At 61.3% G+C, this 19,738-nt stretch carries 16 protein-coding genes and 2 tRNA genes; 9 read left to right on the top strand and 9 right to left on the bottom strand.

Annotation, left to right across the window (positions count from 1 at the left end; all coding sequences use genetic code 11):
* Positions 1-39 precede the first annotated feature (39 nt).
* Positions 40-2,271, top strand: coding sequence for a CehA/McbA family metallohydrolase (locus HDE75_RS08370; RefSeq protein ID WP_221291770.1), 2,232 nt, complete (start codon positions 40-42; stop codon positions 2,269-2,271).
* Here HDE75_RS08370 and HDE75_RS08365 read toward each other — a convergent pair whose 3' ends face one another.
* Positions 2,272-3,093: an IclR family transcriptional regulator domain-containing protein gene (locus HDE75_RS08365; RefSeq protein ID WP_183675151.1), complete on the bottom strand. Its 822-nt coding sequence runs from the start codon at positions 3,091-3,093 to the stop codon at positions 2,272-2,274.
* Positions 3,094-3,257: 164 nt separating this feature from the next.
* On the opposite strand from HDE75_RS08365, the gene HDE75_RS08360 reads away from it, so the two are divergent.
* The 7 genes from HDE75_RS08360 to HDE75_RS08330 all read left to right on the top strand — a co-directional run bounded on the left by HDE75_RS08360 (position 3,258) and on the right by HDE75_RS08330 (position 10,117).
* Positions 3,258-3,959, top strand: coding sequence for a 3-oxoacid CoA-transferase subunit A (locus HDE75_RS08360; RefSeq protein WP_183675154.1), 702 nt, complete (start codon positions 3,258-3,260; stop codon positions 3,957-3,959).
* 11 nt (positions 3,960-3,970) lie between these two features.
* Positions 3,971-4,627 carry a 3-oxoacid CoA-transferase subunit B gene (locus HDE75_RS08355; protein ID WP_183675157.1) on the top strand — a complete coding sequence of 219 codons (657 nt, stop codon included), beginning with the start codon at positions 3,971-3,973 and terminating at the stop codon, positions 4,625-4,627.
* 25 nt (positions 4,628-4,652) lie between these two features.
* Positions 4,653-5,855 (top strand): 3-oxoadipyl-CoA thiolase, encoded by a 1,203-nt coding sequence (gene pcaF / locus HDE75_RS08350; protein WP_183675160.1) that lies wholly within the window; start codon positions 4,653-4,655, stop codon positions 5,853-5,855.
* A gap of 52 nt (positions 5,856-5,907) precedes the next feature.
* Complete coding sequence (locus tag HDE75_RS08345) at positions 5,908-7,197, top strand: MFS family transporter (protein ID WP_183675162.1); 1,290 nt, start codon at positions 5,908-5,910, stop codon at positions 7,195-7,197.
* 87 nt (positions 7,198-7,284) lie between these two features.
* The gene (locus tag HDE75_RS08340) at positions 7,285-7,980 is read left to right on the top strand and encodes a fumarylacetoacetate hydrolase family protein (RefSeq protein ID WP_183675165.1); all 696 of its coding nucleotides are present in this window, start codon (positions 7,285-7,287) and stop codon (positions 7,978-7,980) included.
* 86 nt (positions 7,981-8,066) lie between these two features.
* Positions 8,067-8,390 carry a thioredoxin family protein gene (locus tag HDE75_RS08335; protein ID WP_221291833.1) on the top strand — a complete coding sequence of 108 codons (324 nt, stop codon included), beginning with the start codon at positions 8,067-8,069 and terminating at the stop codon, positions 8,388-8,390.
* Between the two features lie 443 nt (positions 8,391-8,833).
* A complete protein-coding gene (locus HDE75_RS08330) occupies positions 8,834-10,117 on the top strand; it encodes an MFS transporter (protein WP_183675171.1) in 1,284 nt (427 codons plus the stop codon).
* A gap of 49 nt (positions 10,118-10,166) precedes the next feature.
* On the opposite strand, the gene HDE75_RS08325 is transcribed toward HDE75_RS08330, so the two are convergent.
* From HDE75_RS08325 to HDE75_RS08290, 8 genes are all read right to left on the bottom strand, one after another.
* Entirely contained in the window at positions 10,167-12,611 is a 2,445-nt protein-coding gene (locus tag HDE75_RS08325) for a TonB-dependent siderophore receptor (RefSeq protein ID WP_183675174.1), read from the bottom strand.
* A gap of 71 nt (positions 12,612-12,682) precedes the next feature.
* Positions 12,683-13,660, bottom strand: a complete 978-nt coding sequence (locus HDE75_RS08320) for a FecR family protein (protein ID WP_183675176.1) — start codon at positions 13,658-13,660, stop codon at positions 12,683-12,685.
* The gene (locus HDE75_RS08315) at positions 13,657-14,184 is read right to left on the bottom strand and encodes a sigma-70 family RNA polymerase sigma factor (protein WP_183675180.1); all 528 of its coding nucleotides are present in this window, start codon (positions 14,182-14,184) and stop codon (positions 13,657-13,659) included. The genes HDE75_RS08320 and HDE75_RS08315 overlap by 4 nt, the downstream gene beginning before the upstream one ends.
* A 176-nt stretch (positions 14,185-14,360) precedes the next feature.
* Positions 14,361-14,437, bottom strand: a tRNA-Met gene (locus HDE75_RS08310).
* 80 nt (positions 14,438-14,517) lie between these two features.
* A tRNA-Met gene (locus tag HDE75_RS08305) sits at positions 14,518-14,594 on the bottom strand.
* 75 nt (positions 14,595-14,669) lie between these two features.
* The gene (gene miaA, locus HDE75_RS08300; RefSeq protein WP_183675184.1) at positions 14,670-15,620 is read right to left on the bottom strand and encodes a tRNA (adenosine(37)-N6)-dimethylallyltransferase MiaA; all 951 of its coding nucleotides are present in this window, start codon (positions 15,618-15,620) and stop codon (positions 14,670-14,672) included.
* A gap of 103 nt (positions 15,621-15,723) precedes the next feature.
* Entirely contained in the window at positions 15,724-17,640 is a 1,917-nt protein-coding gene (gene mutL, locus HDE75_RS08295; protein WP_183675187.1) for a DNA mismatch repair endonuclease MutL, read from the bottom strand.
* Positions 17,641-17,736: 96 nt separating this feature from the next.
* Positions 17,737-18,696: a peptidylprolyl isomerase gene (locus tag HDE75_RS08290; RefSeq protein ID WP_260173805.1), complete on the bottom strand. Its 960-nt coding sequence runs from the start codon at positions 18,694-18,696 to the stop codon at positions 17,737-17,739.
* A 245-nt stretch (positions 18,697-18,941) separates the two neighbouring features.
* On the opposite strand from HDE75_RS08290, the gene HDE75_RS08285 reads away from it, so the two are divergent.
* Complete coding sequence (locus HDE75_RS08285) at positions 18,942-19,592, top strand: VTT domain-containing protein (RefSeq protein WP_183675189.1); 651 nt, start codon at positions 18,942-18,944, stop codon at positions 19,590-19,592.
* Positions 19,593-19,738: the final 146 nt, after the last annotated feature.

Raw genomic sequence — 19,738 nt, 5'->3', positions numbered from 1 at the left:
AGTGCATCCCGCCGCGTTTTTTATTTGGAAAGAATGGTGATGAATCAGTATTTCAGGTCGGCTATCTTGCTGCTGTGCAGTATTCCCTTGTTGGCCAGCGCCGCCGTGCGCATCGTCACGGGGCCGACGCCGATACGCGATGGCGACGCCAGGGCGCGCGGCGATATCACGGTGGTCAATCAAAAGCTGGCGTTTGCGCTGGCCATCGAATCACCGGTGCCGTATGGCGTGCCGCGCGGCGCGCTGGTCGATATTGCCGCCGTGACCAAGGGCAAGATCGGCCGCGACCGCGCCGTGTTTGCGGACTTTATTCCAAATAACTGGTCCGCCTGGCCCAATACCTATCAAAAGATCGATATTGTCGAGCGTGGTCCGCAGCAAGTGGTGATACGCACCATGCGCGACTGGGGCAAGGTGGTCATCACCACCACCTATACCCTGAAAGATGGCGCCGACCGGGTGGAGATTTCCACCACCATGCGCAATGACGGCGATGCCGCCTTGCCGGGATTGCTGTCTGGCCTCACTTACTGGCCCAAGGGCGGCTTTTTGTTTGGCGTACCCGGTGCGTCCGAACATGGGCCGGCGCCCGATGCACTGGCGCACCGCATGGTGGCCTATGACGCGGACTGGAGCGTGGCCTTGCACGCCGCGTATTTCAACGACGTTGAATATGGCTCGAAAGATTTATATCAACGGCATAGCCTGGCGCCCGGCGAAAGCCGCCAGTTTGACGGCTGGCTGCAAGTCGGCAGCAGCGGCGACCTGGCGCCCGTGATGCGGGCCGAGATAGAGCGCGATGGCTTGCCTTCTGGTGAAGTGCGCGGCACCGTGCGCGGCCTGGATGGCAAGCCCGTGCAGCAAGCCGTGCTGGTGCTGGAAAAAGCAGGCAAACCCTACGGCTGGACGCTGGCGCCGAACGGCAGCTACAGCATGCAATTGCCGCTGGGCGACTATCAAATCTATGCCACGGCAAAGGGCTATAGCCAGACAACACCACAATCCTTGACGGTGGCCAGCGGCCAGCCGGTGACGCAAGACTTCAGTCAATTGCAGGGGCCGGGCACCATCCATTTTGACGTCAAGAATGCCAGGTCACTGCCGCTCGATGCGCGCATCGTGATCAGCCAAGGCCAGCAACCGGTGGTGGAGTTTCTGGGCAAGAAGACCTTCTTTACGGAACTGGACCGCAAGGGCAAGGCTGACGTCAGCCTGGCGCCCGGTGCCTATGTCTTTACGGTATCGTCAGGCGGCGGTTTTCTGAACGAAGCGGTGCAACTGCCGGTGCAAGTGCATGCCGGTGTGCAGCAGCGGGCCGAGGTGGTGCTCAAATCCTTCGCCGAGCCATCCGCGCGCCGCTGGTTTGCCGCCGACCTGCATCACCATGCAGACCAGGCCGAAGCGGTAACGCCGCCAGCGGACCTGGCCCGTGCGCAACTGGCGGCGGGGCTCGATTTACTGTTCGTCAGCGACCATGACACGATGATCAACTTGCCTGCGTTGGCGACCATTGCCAGCCGGCGCAAGCTACCGTTTATTGGCTCGATGGAACTGTCCGCCTCATGGGCGCATTTCAATGCCTATCCATTGAAGGCTGGCCAGAAGCTGGCTATCGACATGAGCACGGCGACGGTGGACCAGATCTTTGCCGAGGCGCGCCGCCTGGGGGCGACGACGATACAGGTCAACCATCCATTTATTCCCTACGGCTATTTCGCCAGCCTGGACGCCAAGGTGGCGCCCGGTGGTTTCAATGGCGCATTTAATGTGGTGGAAATCAATGCTTCCACGCCCGGCGATGACGTCAAAGTATTGCAAAAACTGTGGCAGTACTGGAATGAAGGCCATCCGTATTACTTGAGCGGCGGCACCGATGTGCATGACGTGTGGAATGATGTGTCGGGCCGGGTACGCACTTTTGCCCATGTCGAAGGGAAACTGACGCCCGCCAGCTACAGCGCGGCCGTCAAGGCGGGCCATAGCTATGTGAGCGCCGAGCCGCTGATCTATCCCGATACCGTGTTTGGCACCCGGCTGGCAAAGCGGCCGCCCACCCTGGGTTTTGACTTGCAAGCGCTGGCCGGCATCAAGAAGGTTGAGCTGATCGGCGGCGGTGTGGTGGCCGCCAGTTTGAGTTTTGACGATTTCCCGCGCAGCCGCCGCGTCGATTTCATGCCGACCGATAACGCTGCCTGGTATGCGCTGATCGTCGAAGACAAGGATGGCCACAAGGCTTACAGCAACCCGGTGTGGATCGGGCAACAGCCCTGATTACTTTTGCATGCGCACCAGCGCGCTCACCTTTTCAGCTGTCGCCAGCAGTTTCGGCAAGGTGTGTTCCAGCAAGTGGGCGACGGGCGGGCCTGCCGTCTGGCCGCTGGCGTTAATCGCCGCGACGATCTTGCCGCTGCGGTCAAACACGGGCGCTGCCAGGGCGACCAGGCCTTGTTCCAGTTCTTCCTGCACCAGGCTCCAGCCCTGGCGCCGGACCTGGGCGATTTCTTCCATCAAGGCATCGATATCGGTGACGGTGGCTGGCGTCAGTTTCAGCAGCGGCATGTTGGATAACTTGCTGCGCAGCGCATCGGGCGATAGTCCCGACAGCAAGACGCGGCCCATCGAAGTGCAATAGGCGGGCAAGCGGCTGCCGATGCCGAGGTTGATCGACATGGTGCGGTGGGCGGACAGGCGCACTACGTACACGATGTCGTGGCCGTCAAGCACGGTGGCCGAGCACGCCTGGCGCAGGGACAGGGTCAAGTCTTCCAGCAGTGGCTGCGCCTGCGTCCAGACGGGCAAGGACGACAGATAGGCGTAGCCGAGGTCCAGCACTTTCGGCGTCAGCCTGAATAGACGTCCATCCGCTTCCACATAACCCAGGTGCAGCAGGGTGTGCAGGATGCGCCGCGCGCCGGCCCGCGTCAGCTTTGTCCGCTCAGCCACTTCGCTCAGGGTTTGCTGGGGGGCATCGGCGCCAAAGCTGCGCAAGACGGCCAATCCGCGCGCGAACGATTGCACATAGCTGTCGCCGGGACGGGGCGTGCCATCGGCAGGTTCTTGCTCGGAAATGGTCGTGCTGCTGCTGTCGTTCATAGGAATTCCACTTGGTTAAGCTGGTCATTATAGCAATGGGGCTGCCTTGTCCCACAAATTGACAAGCGCCCGGATCAGGCATATTCTCACGAATAAGTTCTAAATGCGAATATTTGTTCGTATTGAGAACATTTTAGCCTGCTTTACCAAAAGGAGACAGCACCATGATCGACAAACTCCGCTCCAGCGTGGCCGACGCGCTGGCCGATATCCACGATGGCGCCACCGTCATGATTGGCGGCTTCGGCGGCGCCGGCCAGCCAGCCGAACTGATCGACGGCTTGATCGCCCACGGCGCGCGCGACCTGGTGATCGTCAACAACAATGCCGGCAATGGCGATACGGGCCTGGCCGCGCTGCTGAAAAACGGCCAGGTGCGCAAGATTATTTGCTCGTTTCCCCGACAGGCCGACTCCCATGTATTCGATGGCTTGTACCGCGCCGGCAAGCTGGAACTGGAATTGGTGCCGCAAGGTAATCTGGCCGAGCGCATCCGCGCCGCTGGCGCCGGCATCGGCGGTTTTTTTACGCCTACCGGTTATGGCACACAATTGGCCGAAGGCAAGGAAACGCGCGAAATCGATGGCCGCATGTACGTGTTTGAATCGCCGATCCACGCGGACTTTGCGCTGATCAAGGCGGAGCAGGGCGACCGCTGGGGCAACCTCACTTACCGCAAGACGGCGCGTAACTTCGGCCCCATCATGGCCATGGCCGCCAAGGTCAGCATTGCTTCCGTGCACGAGGTTGCCGAACTGGGCAGCATCGATCCTGAACACGTCATCACGCCTGGCCTGTTCGTGCAGCGCATCGTGCAAGTGCCGCGCACGGCCACCGGCCCCGCCGGCTTCAAGGCAGCTGCCTGAAAGACAATCATATGAATAAATGGAATCGAGACCAGATGGCGGCCCGTGTGGCAGCCGACATCAATGAAGGCGCGGTAGTCAACCTGGGCATAGGCTTGCCGACCCTGGTAGCCAACCACTTGCCTGCCGGTGCAGAGATCATCTTGCACAGCGAAAATGGGGTGATCGGCATGGGCCCTGCACCCGCACCGGGCGAAGAAGATTACGACCTGATCAACGCGGGCAAGCAGCCTGTCACTTTGTTAGCTGGTGGCAGTTATTTTCACCATGCCGACAGCTTTGCCATGATGCGCGGCGGCCATCTGGACATTTGCGTGCTGGGCGCCTTCCAGGTATCCGCCACGGGCGACCTGGCCAATTGGCACACGGGCGGCGCCGACGCCATCCCGGCCGTGGGTGGCGCCATGGACCTGGCCATCGGCGCCAAGAAAACCTGGGTCATGATGGAATTGCTGACGAAAACGGGCGAGAGCAAGCTGGTGCAGGCCTGCACTTATCCGCTGACAGGTATCGCTTGCGTTAGCCGTATCTATAGCGACCTGGCCGTGATCGACCTGGGGCCGAACGGCGCCAAGGTGGTCGAGCTGGTGGAGGGCATGAGCCTGGAACAATTGCAAGCCTTGACGCCGGTGCCACTGGCTGACGGCCGCGCATCTGCTACGAAATAACAACCCCTTTCTTGGAGGAAAGAACATGACCCACGCTTTTATCTGTGACGGCCAGCGTACGCCGTTTGGCCGCTACGGCGGCAGCCTGTCTGGCGTGCGCGCCGACGATCTGGGCGCCGTACCGATCCGCGCCTTGATGGCGCGTAATCCGAATGTGGATTGGGAAGCCGTCAGCGATGTACTGTATGGCTGTGCCAACCAGGCTGGCGAAGACAACCGCAACGTGGCCCGCATGGTAGCCTTGCTGGCCGGTTTGCCGATTTCGGTGCCGGGCGCCACCTTGAACCGCTTGTGCGGTTCGGGCCTGGATGCGATCGGCAGCGCGGCCCGTTTTATCAAGAGCGGCGAAGCGGGCTTGATGATCGCTGGCGGCGTGGAAAGCATGAGCCGCGCACCGTTTGTGATGGGCAAGGCCGACAGCGCGTTTTCACGTGGCATGAAAATGGAAGACACGACCATCGGCTGGCGTTTCATCAATTCCTTGATGAAGGCGTTATACGGCGTCGATTCGATGCCGGAAACGGCGGAAAACGTGGCGGCCGAATACGGCATCAGCCGCGCCGACCAGGACCTGATGGCCTTGTCCAGCCAGGTCAAGGCACTGGCTGCACAGCAGGCAGGTGTGTTCGATAGCGAGATTTGCCCCGTCACCATTGCGCAGAAAAAAGGCGATGCCATCATCGTCAGCCGCGACGAGCATCCGCGCGCCACCACCCTGGAAACCCTGGCTAAACTGAAACCCGTGGTGCGCGCCGACGGTACGGTGACGGCGGGCAATGCGTCCGGCGTCAACGATGGCGCGGCAGCCTTGCTGCTGGCCGATGAAGCCAATGCCGCCCGTTACGGTTTGACGCCGCGCGCGCGCGTGGTGGCCATGGCGACGGCTGGCGTGGCGCCGCGCGTGATGGGCATCGGCCCCGCGCCAGCCACCTTGAAAGTACTGGCCATGACAGGGCTGAGCTTGAATGATTTCGACGTCATCGAATTGAATGAAGCGTTTGCCGCGCAAGGGCTGGCCGTGATCCGCCAGTTAGGCTTGCGCGATGACGACCCGCGCATCAATCCGAATGGCGGCGCGATTGCGCTCGGTCATCCGCTGGGCGCCTCCGGTGCAAGGTTGGCATTAACGGCCGTCAACCAGTTGCACCGCACGGGTGGCCGCTACGCCCTGTGCACCATGTGCATCGGCGTAGGCCAGGGCATCGCGCTGGTGCTCGAACGCGTTTGAAGTGCTATGTAGCCGGCCTTGCCGGCTTTTTCGATTTGAAAAGAAGAATGATATGACCGACACTACACAAGACCTTGCGCAGCTCACCTCGGCGCAGCGCATCAAGGCCATCATCGGCGCCTCTTCGGGCAACCTGGTCGAATGGTTCGACTTCTATATCTACTCGTTTTGCTCGCTGTATTTCTCGCACGCCTTTTTCCCTTCCGGTAATCCGACCACGCAGCTGCTGCAAACGGCCGGCATCTTTGCCGCCGGTTTCCTGATGCGCCCCGTGGGCGGCTGGCTGTTTGGCCGCATCGCCGATAAATACGGCCGCCGCAAGTCGATGATGATTTCCGTGCTGATGATGTGCGGCGGTTCGCTGATGATCGCCATCATGCCGACCTATGCCACTATCGGCGCGCTCGCGCCTTTTTTACTGCTGGTGGCGCGCCTGTTCCAGGGCTTGTCCGTGGGCGGCGAATACGGCACCAGCGCGACGTACATGAGTGAAGTATCGGAATCGGGCAAGCGCGGTTTCTTTGCCTCGTTTCAATATGTGACCCTGATCGGCGGCCAGTTGCTGGCCTTGCTGGTGCTGGTGATCTTGCAGCAGTTATTGACCATCGAAGAATTGCGCGCCTGGGGCTGGCGCATTCCGTTTGTCTGCGGCGCGCTGGTCGCGCTGGTGTCGCTGAATTTGCGCAAATCGTTGACGGAAACCACCACCGCCCACGAGCGCAAGGGCAAGGATGCGGGCAGCTTGCGCGGCTTGCTCAAGCACAAGCGCGCCTTTATTACCGTGCTGGGCTTTACTGCTGGCGGCTCACTGGTGTTCTACACCTTTACCACCTATATGCAGAAATACCTGGTCAACACGGCCGGCATGAATGAAAAGATGGCCAGCGCCATCATGACCTGGGCCTTGCTGGTCTACATGATCATGCAGCCCATCTTTGGCGCCTTGTCCGACCGCATCGGCCGCCGTACCTCGATGCTGTTCTTTGGCGGTCTGGCCACCGTGTGCGTCTTGCCCATCATGCATGCGCTGAAAGACGTCAGCAACCCTTACCTGGCCTTTGGCCTGATCGTCATCGCTTTGGCCGTGATCAGTTTTTATACCTCGATCAGCGGCTTGATCAAGGCAGAAATGTTCCCTGTCGAAGTGCGCGCGCTGGGCGTGGGCCTGTCGTACGCGATTGCCAATGCCGTCTTCGGCGGCTCGGCCGAATATGTGGCGCTGCAGTTCAAGGCCTGGCATGTGGAATCGTATTTTTATTGGTATGTTTCCATCATGTGTCTGATCTCTTTCATCGTTGCTATCCGCATGCCGGACCCGGGCCGCTCGGGTCTGCTGAAATAGCCGAATCGTCGTAGAATAAGGCATGGCAGCGACCGTCTGCCATGCTCAAGTGTCATATCCTCTCTGTTCCACCTCCAGGAGCTTTTCATGTCGTATGTTATTACCGCACCCGCCCAGCCCAGCGTTCCTGTCGTCGGCAGTACCGACACCTTTCCTGTCCACCGCATCTATTGCGTAGGCCGCAACTATGTCGACCACGCCAAGGAAATGGGCCACACGGGCCGTGAAGCACCGTTCTTTTTCTTGAAGCCGGCCGATGCCGTACTGCCCGTGGCCGCTGGTGTGACGGGCGAATTGCCATATCCGCCGCTTACCCAGGATTACCAGCATGAAATGGAACTGGTGGTTGCCATCGGCAAGGGTGGCCGCGACATCGCCGCCACCGATGCCCTGCAACACGTATGGGGTTATGCCGTGGGCCTGGACATGACGCGCCGCGACCTGCAAGGTGAAGCGAAAAAACTGGGCCGTCCATGGGATACGGGCAAGGGTTTTGAACATTCGGCGCCGATCGGCCCCATCACGCCAGCCGCGCAGGCGGGCGATATCGGCAAGGCTGCCATCACCCTGCACGTGAATGGCGCGCTGCGCCAGGGCAGCACCACCGATCTCCTGATCTGGAACGTGGCTGAAATCATCGCCGACCTGTCGACATATTTCCCGCTGCAGCCGGGTGACCTGATCTACACGGGCACGCCAGCGGGCGTGGCGGCCGTGCAGCGCGGCGATGAGCTGGTTGGCGCGATTGCCGGCCTGACCGACTTGCGTGTCAAAGTCGTGTAAAGCGCGCTGCCGTACGGCGCGACGGGCCCGCATGGCGTAGCATCGCCCTGCGGGCTTTTTTATAGGCAGACGAGGAGACAGCCATGATGACCGACAACTACGCCGTGGCGCAGCCCACGCGCACCGAGATCGACGCCTTGACGGGGCCAGCCTTGCTGGAATTTGGCACGGGCTGGTGTGGCCATTGCCGCGCCACTCAGGGACCGCTGGCGGCGGCGTTCGCCAGCCATGACGGCGTGCCGCATCTGCGCGTGGAAGATGGTCCCGGCAGAACCTTGGGCCGTTCGTTCCGCGTCAAGCTGTGGCCGACCTTGATCTTCCTCAAGGATGGCCAGGAAGTGGCGCGCCTGGTACGCCCGCTCGACAGCGCAGAGATCGACCAGGCGTTCGCGCTGATCGATGCCTTCTAATTTCTTGCTCCACAGTATCCCAGCGCGTATTATTAGTGTTTACAGCAAGATCAACGGCATCTGTCAAACGATGCCGGCTCTATCATCAGCGGCCTGCTCCACCCGGATCGGCTGCAGGCAAGCACTCACCACAGTGACGGTGCCGCGATGCTTTAGCAGGTCTGGCATGGAGTGCCTGGCGATACGCCGGGTTTGAACACGTCTCTCATCCCCTGACGACCTTCCTGCCGTGCCCCGGTTCACCGGATGGCGCACGACCGTTGTTTCTCTGACCGGCAATAGCACAGCGCATCGACGCGTGAAATATGTTTGCAAATTCATCAGCCATAAAGCGCGCGCGCGGCTATGATATGTCCACAACGCGTCGAGACAACGCGTTTGCTGCTGCCTGAACAAACATCCAGAGAATGGCCTTTAGACACCCTCCCGAAGGAGCGCAGTACATGAGTAGCCCCCCCAAGAAAAATTCCCCCGGTACCGTATTATTTGCCAGCCTGATCGGCACCACCATCGAGTTCTTTGACTTTTATATTTACGCCACCGCCGCCGTGCTGGTGTTCCCGAAACTGTTCTTCCCTGCCGGCGACCCGTCGGCCGCCGTGCTGCAATCGCTGGCCACGTTTGCCATCGCCTTCTTTGCCCGCCCGATCGGTTCGGCCGTGTTCGGCCACTTCGGCGACCGCATCGGCCGCAAGGCCACTTTAGTCGCCGCCTTGCTGACGATGGGCATTTCCACCGTCATCATCGGTTTGCTGCCGACCTATGCCGCCATCGGTACCCTGGCGCCGCTGCTGCTGGCGCTGTGCCGCTTTGGCCAGGGCCTGGGCCTGGGTGGCGAGTGGGGCGGTGCGGTGTTGCTGGCGACTGAAAACGCGCCACCGGGCAAACGCGCCTGGTATGGCATGTTCCCGCAACTGGGTGCGCCGATCGGCTTCTTCCTGTCGGGCGGCATCTTCTTGCTGCTCAGCGAGACCATGACCGATGAGCAATTCTTCAGCTATGGCTGGCGCATTCCCTTCCTGGCCAGCGCGTTGCTGGTGATCGTCGGCCTGTATGTACGCCTGAAGATCACGGAAACGCCGGACTTCCAGAAAGTGCTCGACAAGAACGAGCGCGTGAAATTGCCGGTCGCTACCGTGTTCCGCCAGCATGGCCGCATGCTGGTGCTGGGTACCATTGTTGCCCTGGCTACCTTTGTGCTGTTCTACCTGATGACCGTGTTCGCCTTGAGCTGGGGCACGACCAAGCTGGGCTTCACGCGCAAGGAATTCCTGATCGTGCAACTGTTTGCCGTGCTGTTCTTTGCGCTGACGATACCGTTTTCGGCCGTGCTGGCTGACCGCCGCGGCCGCCGCGCCACCATGATCTGGGTCTCGGTCGCCATCGCCATCTTCGGCCTGGTGCTGGCGCCCATGTTCGGCTCGGGCGTGACCTGGGAAGTAACGCTGTTCATGGCCGTGGGCCTGGGCCTGATGGGCATGACCTATGGCCCGCTGGGCACCTTGCTGTCGGAACTGTTCCCGGCGGAAGTGCGCTACACGGGTGCTTCGCTGACCTTCAACCTGGCCGGCATTCTGGGCGCCTCGCTGGCGCCGTACATCGCCACCTGGCTGGCCACCAACTATGGCTTGCAGTACGTGGGCTATTACCTGACTGTGGCAGCACTGCTGACTTTGGGTGCGCTGCTGCTGATAGGCAAGCCACGCACGGGAGAGTCCAGCCTGTAAGGAAAACGCCAGCAGATGCTGGCGTTTTTTTATGTGCCGATGCTGGCGCTTACCATTTCGGCGTGTACTTCAGGGTGAACTGCACGTTGCGCGGGTCGCCAAAATAATTATTGCCACCCGTATCGTTATAGGCGGGAAGCACATAGTGCTTGTCGAACAGATTGTTGATGTTGACCGACAGCGCTACTTGTGGCGTGGCTTGCCAGGCCAGCCGCGCATTCCAGATGGCAAAGCCGGCCACGTCGAAGCTGCGCTCGTAGTCGACCGTGTGGCTTTGCAGGTTCACGCCGCCACCCAGGCTGAACTTGCTCCAATCGCCGGGCAGGGTGTAGCCGGACCACAGGCGCAGCATGTGCTTGGGTGTCCAGGTGGAAAATACCTTGCCCTTGTTATCAGGATCTTCCACGTAGGTAGTGGCCGTGTAGGCGTAGCCGGCCGACAGTTGTAGTCCTTGCGCCACCTCGCCACCGACTTCCGCTTCCAGACCCTGGCTGCGCACCTTGCCCGCCGCGCGCGAGCAGTACCAGCCGTCGCAGGCAAAGCCCGCCGCGTAATCGGTCACGGCGCGGTCCTTGTTTTCATAGCGGAAGACGGCCAGCGAGGTATTGACCTTACCGTCCAGCAGTTCGCCCTTGAGGCCCGCTTCGTAGTTGCTGCCCGTGATGGGCTTGAGGATCTGGCCCGCCACATTGCGGTTGGTTTGCGGCGTGAAGATATCGGCGTAGCTGGCGTAGGCCGACCATTCTGGATTGAGCGCGTAGATCAAGGCTGCCGATGGCGTGAATTTGGCCGAGGCGCTGGTCTGGTCGCGGTAGCCGTCCGGCTGGGCGTAGACGAAGTCGTACCAGCTGAAGCGCCCGCCCAGCAGGGCTTTCAGGTTCTGGGTGAGCTGGCCATTCCAGCTGCCATACACACCTTTCTGACGGATGTCGTAGGTGCTGAGCGAAGTCACGCCGCGCGCGGCGATGCTGTCGTAATCCTGCCATGGACGGTGGTGGTCGATATTGAAAATCTGCGCCCCCGGCGTCCAGGCGCGCGCATAGCGGTCATTCGAAGTGAAGCTGACATAGCTGCTGCCCACCACCACTTCCTGCGCGATTCCCAGGCCATTGAACTTGCCGCGCACGAAGGCGTCGATGCCGCGCCGGCGGTTTTCAAAGTCGGTGGCGAAGTCGCCATACCGCGAGCCGCTGCCATCGGCCGCGATAGTGCCGGCCATGCGCTGGTGCGTGGCGCTGGTGGTTTCATTCATGCCCAGCGCCGACACTTTCAGGTTCCACTGCGGATTGAAATGGTGTTCCAGGTCCGCGTAGACGGTAGTCTGTTCCATCTTGCTGCGGTTCCAGTCGCTGCCCGTGTAAGTAGAGCGGGGCAGGCCCAGTTCGGTGCCGTCGGCATAACGTGGCAGGCCGATAAACATGGGACGGCCACGGTCATTGACACTGCTGACGGCCAGGCCGATGGTGGTGGCGGGCGCGAGGTCGTAGTCGAGCGCCGCATACAAGGTGCGGCTCTTGCTCCACACCTGGTCAACAAACGAGTGGCTGTCGTCTTCATCGATGACGGCGCGGCCGCGCAGCGTGCCTTCCGCGTTCAAGGGGCTGCTGGCATCGAACTGTGCGCCATAGTGGTCCCACGATCCAGCCCGCGCCGTGACGGCGAACTGGCGCGTGGCCAGCGGCCGCTTGCGCACCAGATTGACGGAGCCGCCAGGGCTGCCCGTGCCTTGCAGCAGGCTGGAAGCGCCGCGCAGTACTTCCAGGCGGTCATAGATGGCCATGTTTTCCTGGCCCCAGTTGCCCAGTGCATAGGTATTGCGGTCGATGGGCACGCCGTCGTACTGCCACTGGTCGATCTGGAATCCGCGCGCCGTGATCACCACGCCCGGCCCCACGCCATGCACGCCGACCACGCCCGTAACGTTATTGACGGCTTCGCGCAAGTCGGTGATACCCTGGTCGTCGAGGCGCTGGCGTGTCAGCACGCTGACCGACTGGGGAATATCCTTCATCGCCTGTTCACCCTTGCCCAGGCTAATGGCGCGCGCCGTGTAAGAGCCACTACCTTCGGTAGTGGCGCCCTGTTCGGCCTGGCCGATGACGGTAATCGCGGGCATGCTGCGCTCCACCGCCACTGATGATGCAGCTGCCGATGTCGGTACAGGTGCAGCTACCAGCACATAACCGGTAGCCGTCTTGCCGATGGCGTAGCCGCTGCCGCGCAGCAGTACGGCAAAGCCTTCATCGATGGCGTAACTGCCTTGCAAGCCAGGGCTGCTCAAACCCTGTACTTTGCTGGCATCGATGACGATAGAGACGCCCGATTGCTGGGCATAGCGGTTCAGGGCGGCGGCCAAGGGGCCGGCCGGTATCGTGTAGCTGATGGTTGCCGGGGCAGCGGCTTGCGCGGGTAGCTGTGCGCCGGTCGCCAGCAGGGCGGCCAGCGCCAGGGGGCGCAAGCGCAAAGAAGAAGTAGAACGAACGTTGACGGTCATGTAACAGCCTTTTGTGAATGATCTCAGCTGCCTTGACGCACGAGAAACGCAAAGTGGAACCGTGAATGCAATTATTTTTTTACCGGGGCGTCGACCATCACCAGATAGCGCGTCAGCATGCGGATACGCAGTTGCGGGAAATTGTCGGCCAATAGCTGCAGCGCCTTGTCCGTATCGTCCAGCGGTAGCACGGCCGCCACGCGGATATTTGCCAGCTGGGCGCGGTCGTAGCGCAACTGGCCGGGGCGGTGACGGGCCAGTTCATCGAGCACTTCGGTCAAAGGCTGGTCGTCGACCAGCAACTGGTGCGCGGACCAGGCGTCTTGCAGGCTGGCTGCGTCGAACGATACCAGTGGTCCGACGCCATCGCGCGTGATGCGCGTGCGCTGGCCCGCGTGCACCTTGATTGCCGGGTGCTGCGGCACTTGTGCCGAGACGGTCGATTCCAGCATGGAGAGGATGGTGGCGTTGTTTAGTTGACGTACGGTGAAGCGCGTACCCAGTGCGCGCAGGGCTGCCTGCTTGCTGTCGATGATAAATGGCCGATTTTTATCCTTGGCGACATCGACGAGGATCTCGCCCTGCACCAGTTCCAGATGGCGTTCGCCCGCGCTGAAATGCACGTTGACGGCGCTATCGCTGCCCAGGGTCAGACGGCTGCCATCGGCCAGCGTCTGCGTGCGCCATTGTCCTGTGGGGCTGGACAAGTCGGCCAGCAGGTAGGCAGGACGTTCGCTAACGGTGACGCCCAACACCAGCAGCACCAGAGCGGAGGCGATGGCCAGGCGGCGTGTGCGCTGGCGTTTTGGGGCAACCGCAGCCAGCGCGGCGCGGGCAGGGCGTGCATCGCCACCCGCCTGGCCGCGCACGGCGTTCAATTGCTGCAGCAGGTTTTCCATGCTGGCGGCTGCCGCCGCATGCCGTGGATCGGCCGCCTTCCAGGCAGCGAAACCGTGTTGCGCTGTTCTGCGTTCCGCTGCGTCGTCGTCGCTGAGGCGCACGATCCAGCGCGCCGCCTGTTCGGCGAGGACATCATCGGTGGCATTCATGCCGTCATCGCCGGGCAGGCGTTGCGGCAAGCCAGCAAGGCTTGTATCAGGTATTTTTGCACCATGCGCTTCGATACCTTCAGCTGCGCGGCGACGGCCGCTTGCGGCAGCTCTTCCAGGTAATGCAGTAAAAAGGCGTCGCGCGCCTTGCTGGACAAGTGCTGCAGCGCATTGGCGATCTGTTCCAGCGCCTGCACCGCCATCAGGGTCTCTTCGGGCGATGGCGCACCGGGCAGGCTGTCGGCGATCAGGGTCAGTTCGGCCAGGTAGTTGCGCTCCAGCACTTGCCGGCGCGCCCGGTCCAGCAGCAAGCGCTTGGCCGTGGTGGAGAGAAAAGCGCGCGGCTCACGCAGGCCGAACAGGGCGTCGCGCGAAGCGATGATGCGCACAAAGGTGTCTTGCGCCACATCGGCGGCACTCTGCGGGCAGCTGAGTTTTTTACGCAGCCAGCCAAACAGCCAGCCATGATGCTCGCTATAAAGCGTGTGCACTTGCTGTTGCAAACTGGGCTGGACGATGGACATGCGAGATTTATAAATGAGAATTATTCTCATTGTAAGCGCCGATGCTGTTTTGCCACAATCCCAAGATGCGGCAGTTGTGGCATACAAGCCGCATGTTTAATCTTCGCCAATGAAAAAAACCGCCGCTGTGCTGGACAGGGGCGGTTTCTCATTGCTGCTAATTTGCTGCTAATTCTTGGTGGTGATAGGTGGACTTGAACCACCGACCCCAGCATTATGAATGCTGTGCTCTAACCAACTGAGCTATATCACCAAACAGACCGCTGTAAGCGGATGCTGGTTAAACAGCAATGGCCCAGTTTAACTGCCGCTGGGCCATTGCTAATTGTTCCTTGGTGGTGATAGGTGGACTTGAACCACCGACCCCAGCATTATGAATGCTGTGCTCTAACCAACTGAGCTATATCACCCGACAGGCGAGCATTATCCAGTCTTCCGATTTCATTGTCAATGCTGGTGCAAAATAATTTATGCTTTTTTCGCGACTACTGTTGCAGCTTTTGCTCGATTTGCGCCAGCATGACGCTCGCCGGGTCCGGGCCGAGGCAATCGATAACGATACGGTCCGGCATGGAGCGCAGCCACGTCAGTTGACGTTTGGCCAGCTGGCGCGTGGCGATGATGCCTGTTTCGCGCAGGGTGGTGCGGTCGATGCGGCCATCGAGGTATTCCCAGGCCTGGCGGTAGCCTACGCAGCGCATCGATGGCAAGCCAGGATGCAAGTCGCCGCGGCGGCGCAATTGCTCCACTTCGTTCAGCAGGGCGTCGTCTTTCAGCATGATGTCGAAACGCGTGGCGATGCGTCCATGCAGCACGGCGCGGTCCGACGGTTCCAGCGCGAATGACAGCAATTGAAACGGCAGTTCGGTTTTCTCGCGTTGGGCCAGCAGGGCCGACATGGGCTGGCCCGACAGCGCGATGATTTCCAGCGCGCGGCCGATGCGCTGGGCATCGTTGGGCGCCAGGCGCGCCGCCGTCACCGGGTCTTGCTGGGCCAGGCGTGCATGCATGGCGGGCCAGCCGATGGCGGCTGCATCTGCTTCCAGCTGGACGCGCAGCACAGGGTCTGCCCCCGGCAAGTCATCGAGGCCATCGGCCAGGCCCTTGAAGTACAGCATGGTGCCACCGACCAGCAGCGGCAGCTTGCCGCGTGCCCTAATCTCGGCCACCAGGCGCAAGGTATCGTTGCGGAACTGCGCCACCGAATAGGCGTCGAGCGGATCGATGATATCGATCAAATGATGCGGTGCCTGGGCCAGTTCCTCTTTCGATGGCTTGGCCGTGCCGATATCCATGCCCCGGTAGACCAGGGCGGAATCGACAGAAATGATTTCGGACGGGATCTGCTGCGCAATCGCCAGCGCGCTGGCCGTCTTGCCGCTGGCCGTGGGGCCCATGATGGCGACGGCCAGGGGGAGGTTTTGAGTGTTTGTCATGATGCTTTTTGATGTGCTTGCGATGGAAGACCCAAGGCAAAGGCTGGGGTCAGACCCGGCGGGTCTGACCCCGGAATTTCGTTGCGTTAATCCGAACTACGGTTTACTGCCCGCGCAAGAATAATTTATCCAGCGCGTTGATTTCTACCTGCACCCAGGTCGGCCGGCCATGGTTGCACTGGTCGGCGCGTTCGGTGCTTTCCATCTGGCGCAGCAGGGCGTTCATTTCCTGCACCGACAGGATGCGGTTGGCGCGTACGGCGGTGTGGCAGGCGAGGGTGCCCAGCAATTCGTTCTGGCGCTCGATCAGCACGCGCGAGCCGCCGTATTCGCGCACGTCGCGCAGTACGTCGCGCGCCAGGGTTTGCGCATCGGCGTTTTTCAGCAGGGTCGGCACGGAGCGCACGGCCAGCGTGGTAGGCGACAGGGCGGCGATGTCGAAGCCCAGCGCCTTTAATGTGTTCTGGTTTTCATTGGCGGTCGATACCTCGATCGCGTCCGCGTAAAACGTGACGGGGATCAGCAGCGACTGCACTTGCATGTCCTGGCCCGACACTTGCGCCTGCAGCGCATTTTTCAGCTGTTCATACAGGATGCGCTCGTGCGCCGCGTGCATGTCGACCAGCACCAGGCCCTTGGTGTTTTGCGCCAGGATATAAATACCGTGCAGCTGGGCCAGGGCAAAGCCCAGCGGATATTCTTCGCGCGCCATCGCTTCGGGCGTGGCGATATACGGTTCGACCTGTGTGATGGGCGAGTTGGCTATGCCGCCGCCGCTGCCGCCGAACAGCGCACCATAGGCGGCTGTGTTTTGTGCCACTCCCGGTAGTTCGCCAAAGAAGGGGCGTTCCGGTGCGCCGGCCGGCGCTGGTGCAAAGGTATTCGTAAATTGCGCACCGAACGAGGTCTGCGTCTGTTCGCGGCGCCAGATGCCGGGGCCACCGGTACCATTGGCGCTATCGCCGCCGAGGCTGGACGCGGCTGGCAGCGGCGCCGGCACGCTGCCGAAGGCGGTGGCCGAGGTTTGCGCCAGTGCGCGCTGCACCGCGTGGAAAACGAACTGATGCACCGAGCGGCTGTCGCGGAAGCGCACTTCGATCTTCGATGGGTGGACGTTCACGTCCACCAGTGCCGGGTCGAGGTCGAGCGCCAGCACGTACGATGGAAATCGGTCGCCATGCAGCACGTCCTGGTAGGCCATGCGCACTGCATGCACCAGCAGCTTGTCGCGCACGAAGCGGCCATTGACATAAAAGAACTGGCCATCGGCGCGCGCCTTGGAAGCAGTCGGCAAGCCGGCAAAGCCGTGCAGGCGCAAGTTGCCTGCCGATTCATCGAGTGCCAGGCGCGCTTCGGCGAACTCATTGCCCAGGATATGGGCGCTGCGCCTGGCCAGTTCGCTGATATTCCACTGGTCGATGGTACGGCCATTGTGCGATAGCGAGAACGACACGTCGGGCCGCGCCAGCGCGATGCGGCGCACGACTTCGGCGCAATGGCCGTATTCGGTCTGTTCGGACTTGAGGAATTTACGCCGTGCGGGGGTATTGAAATACAGGTCTTGCACATCGACCGTGGTGCCCGGTGCACCCGATGAGGGCGAGACGCTGCCATTGTGCGAGCCGACGATTTCCCAGGCGTGGGCGGCGTCCGCCGTGCGCGACGTCAATGTGACGGCGGCCACCGACGCGATCGACGCCAAGGCCTCGCCGCGAAAGCCAAGGGTGCCCACGTTTTCCAGGTCGCTCAAGGAAGCGATCTTGGACGTGGCGTGGCGCGCCAGGGCCAGCGGCAGCTGGTCCTTATCGATGCCGCGCCCGTTGTCGGTAATCGCGATGCGCTTGACGCCCCCTTCTTCCAGCCGCACCGTGATTTGCGTAGCGCCCGAATCGAGCGCATTTTCCAGCAATTCCTTGACCACGGCAGATGGCCGCTCCACCACCTCGCCGGCGGCGATTTGCGAAATCAGCTGGTCAGGCAGGGCCTGGATCGGGCGGTGGGGGGTAATGGGAGCGTTCATGCGGTAGATTATACCGGGGTCAGCCCCCCGAAGTCGCCAACTAAAAGCTCAGCGCCCATGCATCCGGGGGGCTGACCCCAGCATTTGCCTCTGGGTCTACTTGGCCGCTTCCCGCACCGGTATCGGCGCATTGCATACGTCGATATGGCCAGCCTTGACCTTGCTCCACGGGCCGCCCCGGTTGCGCTGGGCTTCCAGTATGGCCTGGTAGGCGGCGCTGTCGGTGCGCATCACTTCCAGATGGCTGCGCTGGTCTGGCGGCACATCGGCGGCCAGGCGGATCGATTTGATCGGCACGTTTTTTTCGGGACTGTCATAAAAACCCATGGGGCCGGTGCCGCGCGGCAGGGTCGACAGCAAGGGCATGCCGGAGACGACACGGCCGACCACGGTGATGTCGCGGTCCAGGTGGCGCGGCGACTGGCCTATGACGGCGTACAGTTCGGTGCCGCCGCCGCTATCGCTGCCATTGTCGCGGCCCACGCCCACGGTCCCATAGCAGTGCGTCAGCCAGGCCGTGCCGCTTTGCGGGTCGCGCGCGGAAGGAAAGCCGTTCGAATAACCCACTTGCGGCGCATAGCCATCGCTGTCGGGCAAACGCGTGAAATTCCTGACGTTTTTCAGCGGCACGGTGAATTCGCCGGGCAGGGTGCGCTGCGCATGCAGGATGGCTTTCGGGTTTTTTTCATCGGGGTCGCCCCATTGCACTACCCAGTTGTCTTGCGCGCGCGTGATGGCCAGGCCGTCGTAATAGTGTTCGGCCACCAGTGCCTTGATATTGGCCACGTGTTTCGGCGCGAAGTCGGGCGCCAGTTCCAGCACTACCCGGCCAGCGGGAATATCCAGGTACAAGGTGTTGTTCGGGTCGAGCGGACGCCAGTCCGATGGCTTCGAGGCCTTGATCACGTCGCCCACCGTGGTAACCGGCGCCAGTTCTGCCGGCGCGGCGATGCGCGGCTGCGGCGCGGGGCCAGCCTGGACTGCCATGGACGGCAGGATCAATGCAAGGGCCAGGGGCAAACGATTCAGTGTATATCGATACATGCTTGAGGGCATAGAGGGTCTCCAGGTGGGCGCCGTTTGCGCCAGATGGAAAGTGTATACCGGAATGACAATGTTTCGGAGGAAATGCTCGGCAGCATGCCGATGCTGGTCTTTCCTTAACCTTTACTTAAAATGGCCAGACAAATAAGGGAAGCGCAGGGGCGCTGCAAAATTAATCACAAAATATCGGCCCGCAGACTGCCGTCGCGTGTGTCCGGTGGTGTATGATTCCGCCGCTACCTTTAGGGAAAAAACATATGGATTTAGTGCAATTTCTTGACATGATCGTCCATGTCGACAAGACGCTGGGCATCTTGATTGAACAGTATGGCACCTTGGTGTATGCCGTGCTTTTTGCCATTATTTTTTGCGAAACAGGCCTCGTGGTGCTGTTTTTCTTTCCTGGTGACACTTTATTATTTATTGCCGGCGCCTTTTGCGCAACGGGACAGATGCACCTGGGCTTGCTGATCGCCTTGCTGGTCACCGCCGCCATCACGGGCAACACGCTCAATTACTGGATAGGCGAGGCCATCGGGCACCGGGTATTCACCCACGATTACCGCTGGATCAACAAGGACGCCATGCGCCGCACGCACGACTTTTTTGAAAAGCACGGCGGCAAGACGATTATCCTGGCCCGCTTCGTGCCGGTGGTGCGCACCTTTGCGCCGTTCGTGGCCGGTATTTCCGACATGACGCATGCGCGCTTCCAGATGTATAACATCACGGGCGCCCTGCTGTGGGTGGTGGGCCTGGTGACGGCTGGCTACTTCTTCGGCAATATCCCGTGGATCCGCGACCACCTGACCATCATCGTGCTGGTTGGTGTCGGCGCCGCCGTGGTGCCGGTGGCGCTGGGCGGCATCTGGAAACTTTACAAGAAGATGACGAACCGCGCGGCATAATCCCCACGCAATATTATCGTTCACCGATCCAGGGTCCATGGGCCGCAGCGCCGCCTGCAGCCTGCCCTGGACCGGTTTCCCCTTCCGCTCCTCTTGTTTTGCTTCTCGCTTTACTTCCCGCTGATTCAAGTTTTGTTGCTTTCCAG

The organism is Janthinobacterium silvisoli (genome assembly GCF_014200725.1).
In the GTDB taxonomy this organism is placed as follows: Bacteria; Pseudomonadota; Gammaproteobacteria; order Burkholderiales; family Burkholderiaceae_D; genus Janthinobacterium.
The sequence above is the reverse complement of the archived record's forward strand: the minus strand, read 5'-3'. Positions and strand labels throughout refer to the sequence as shown.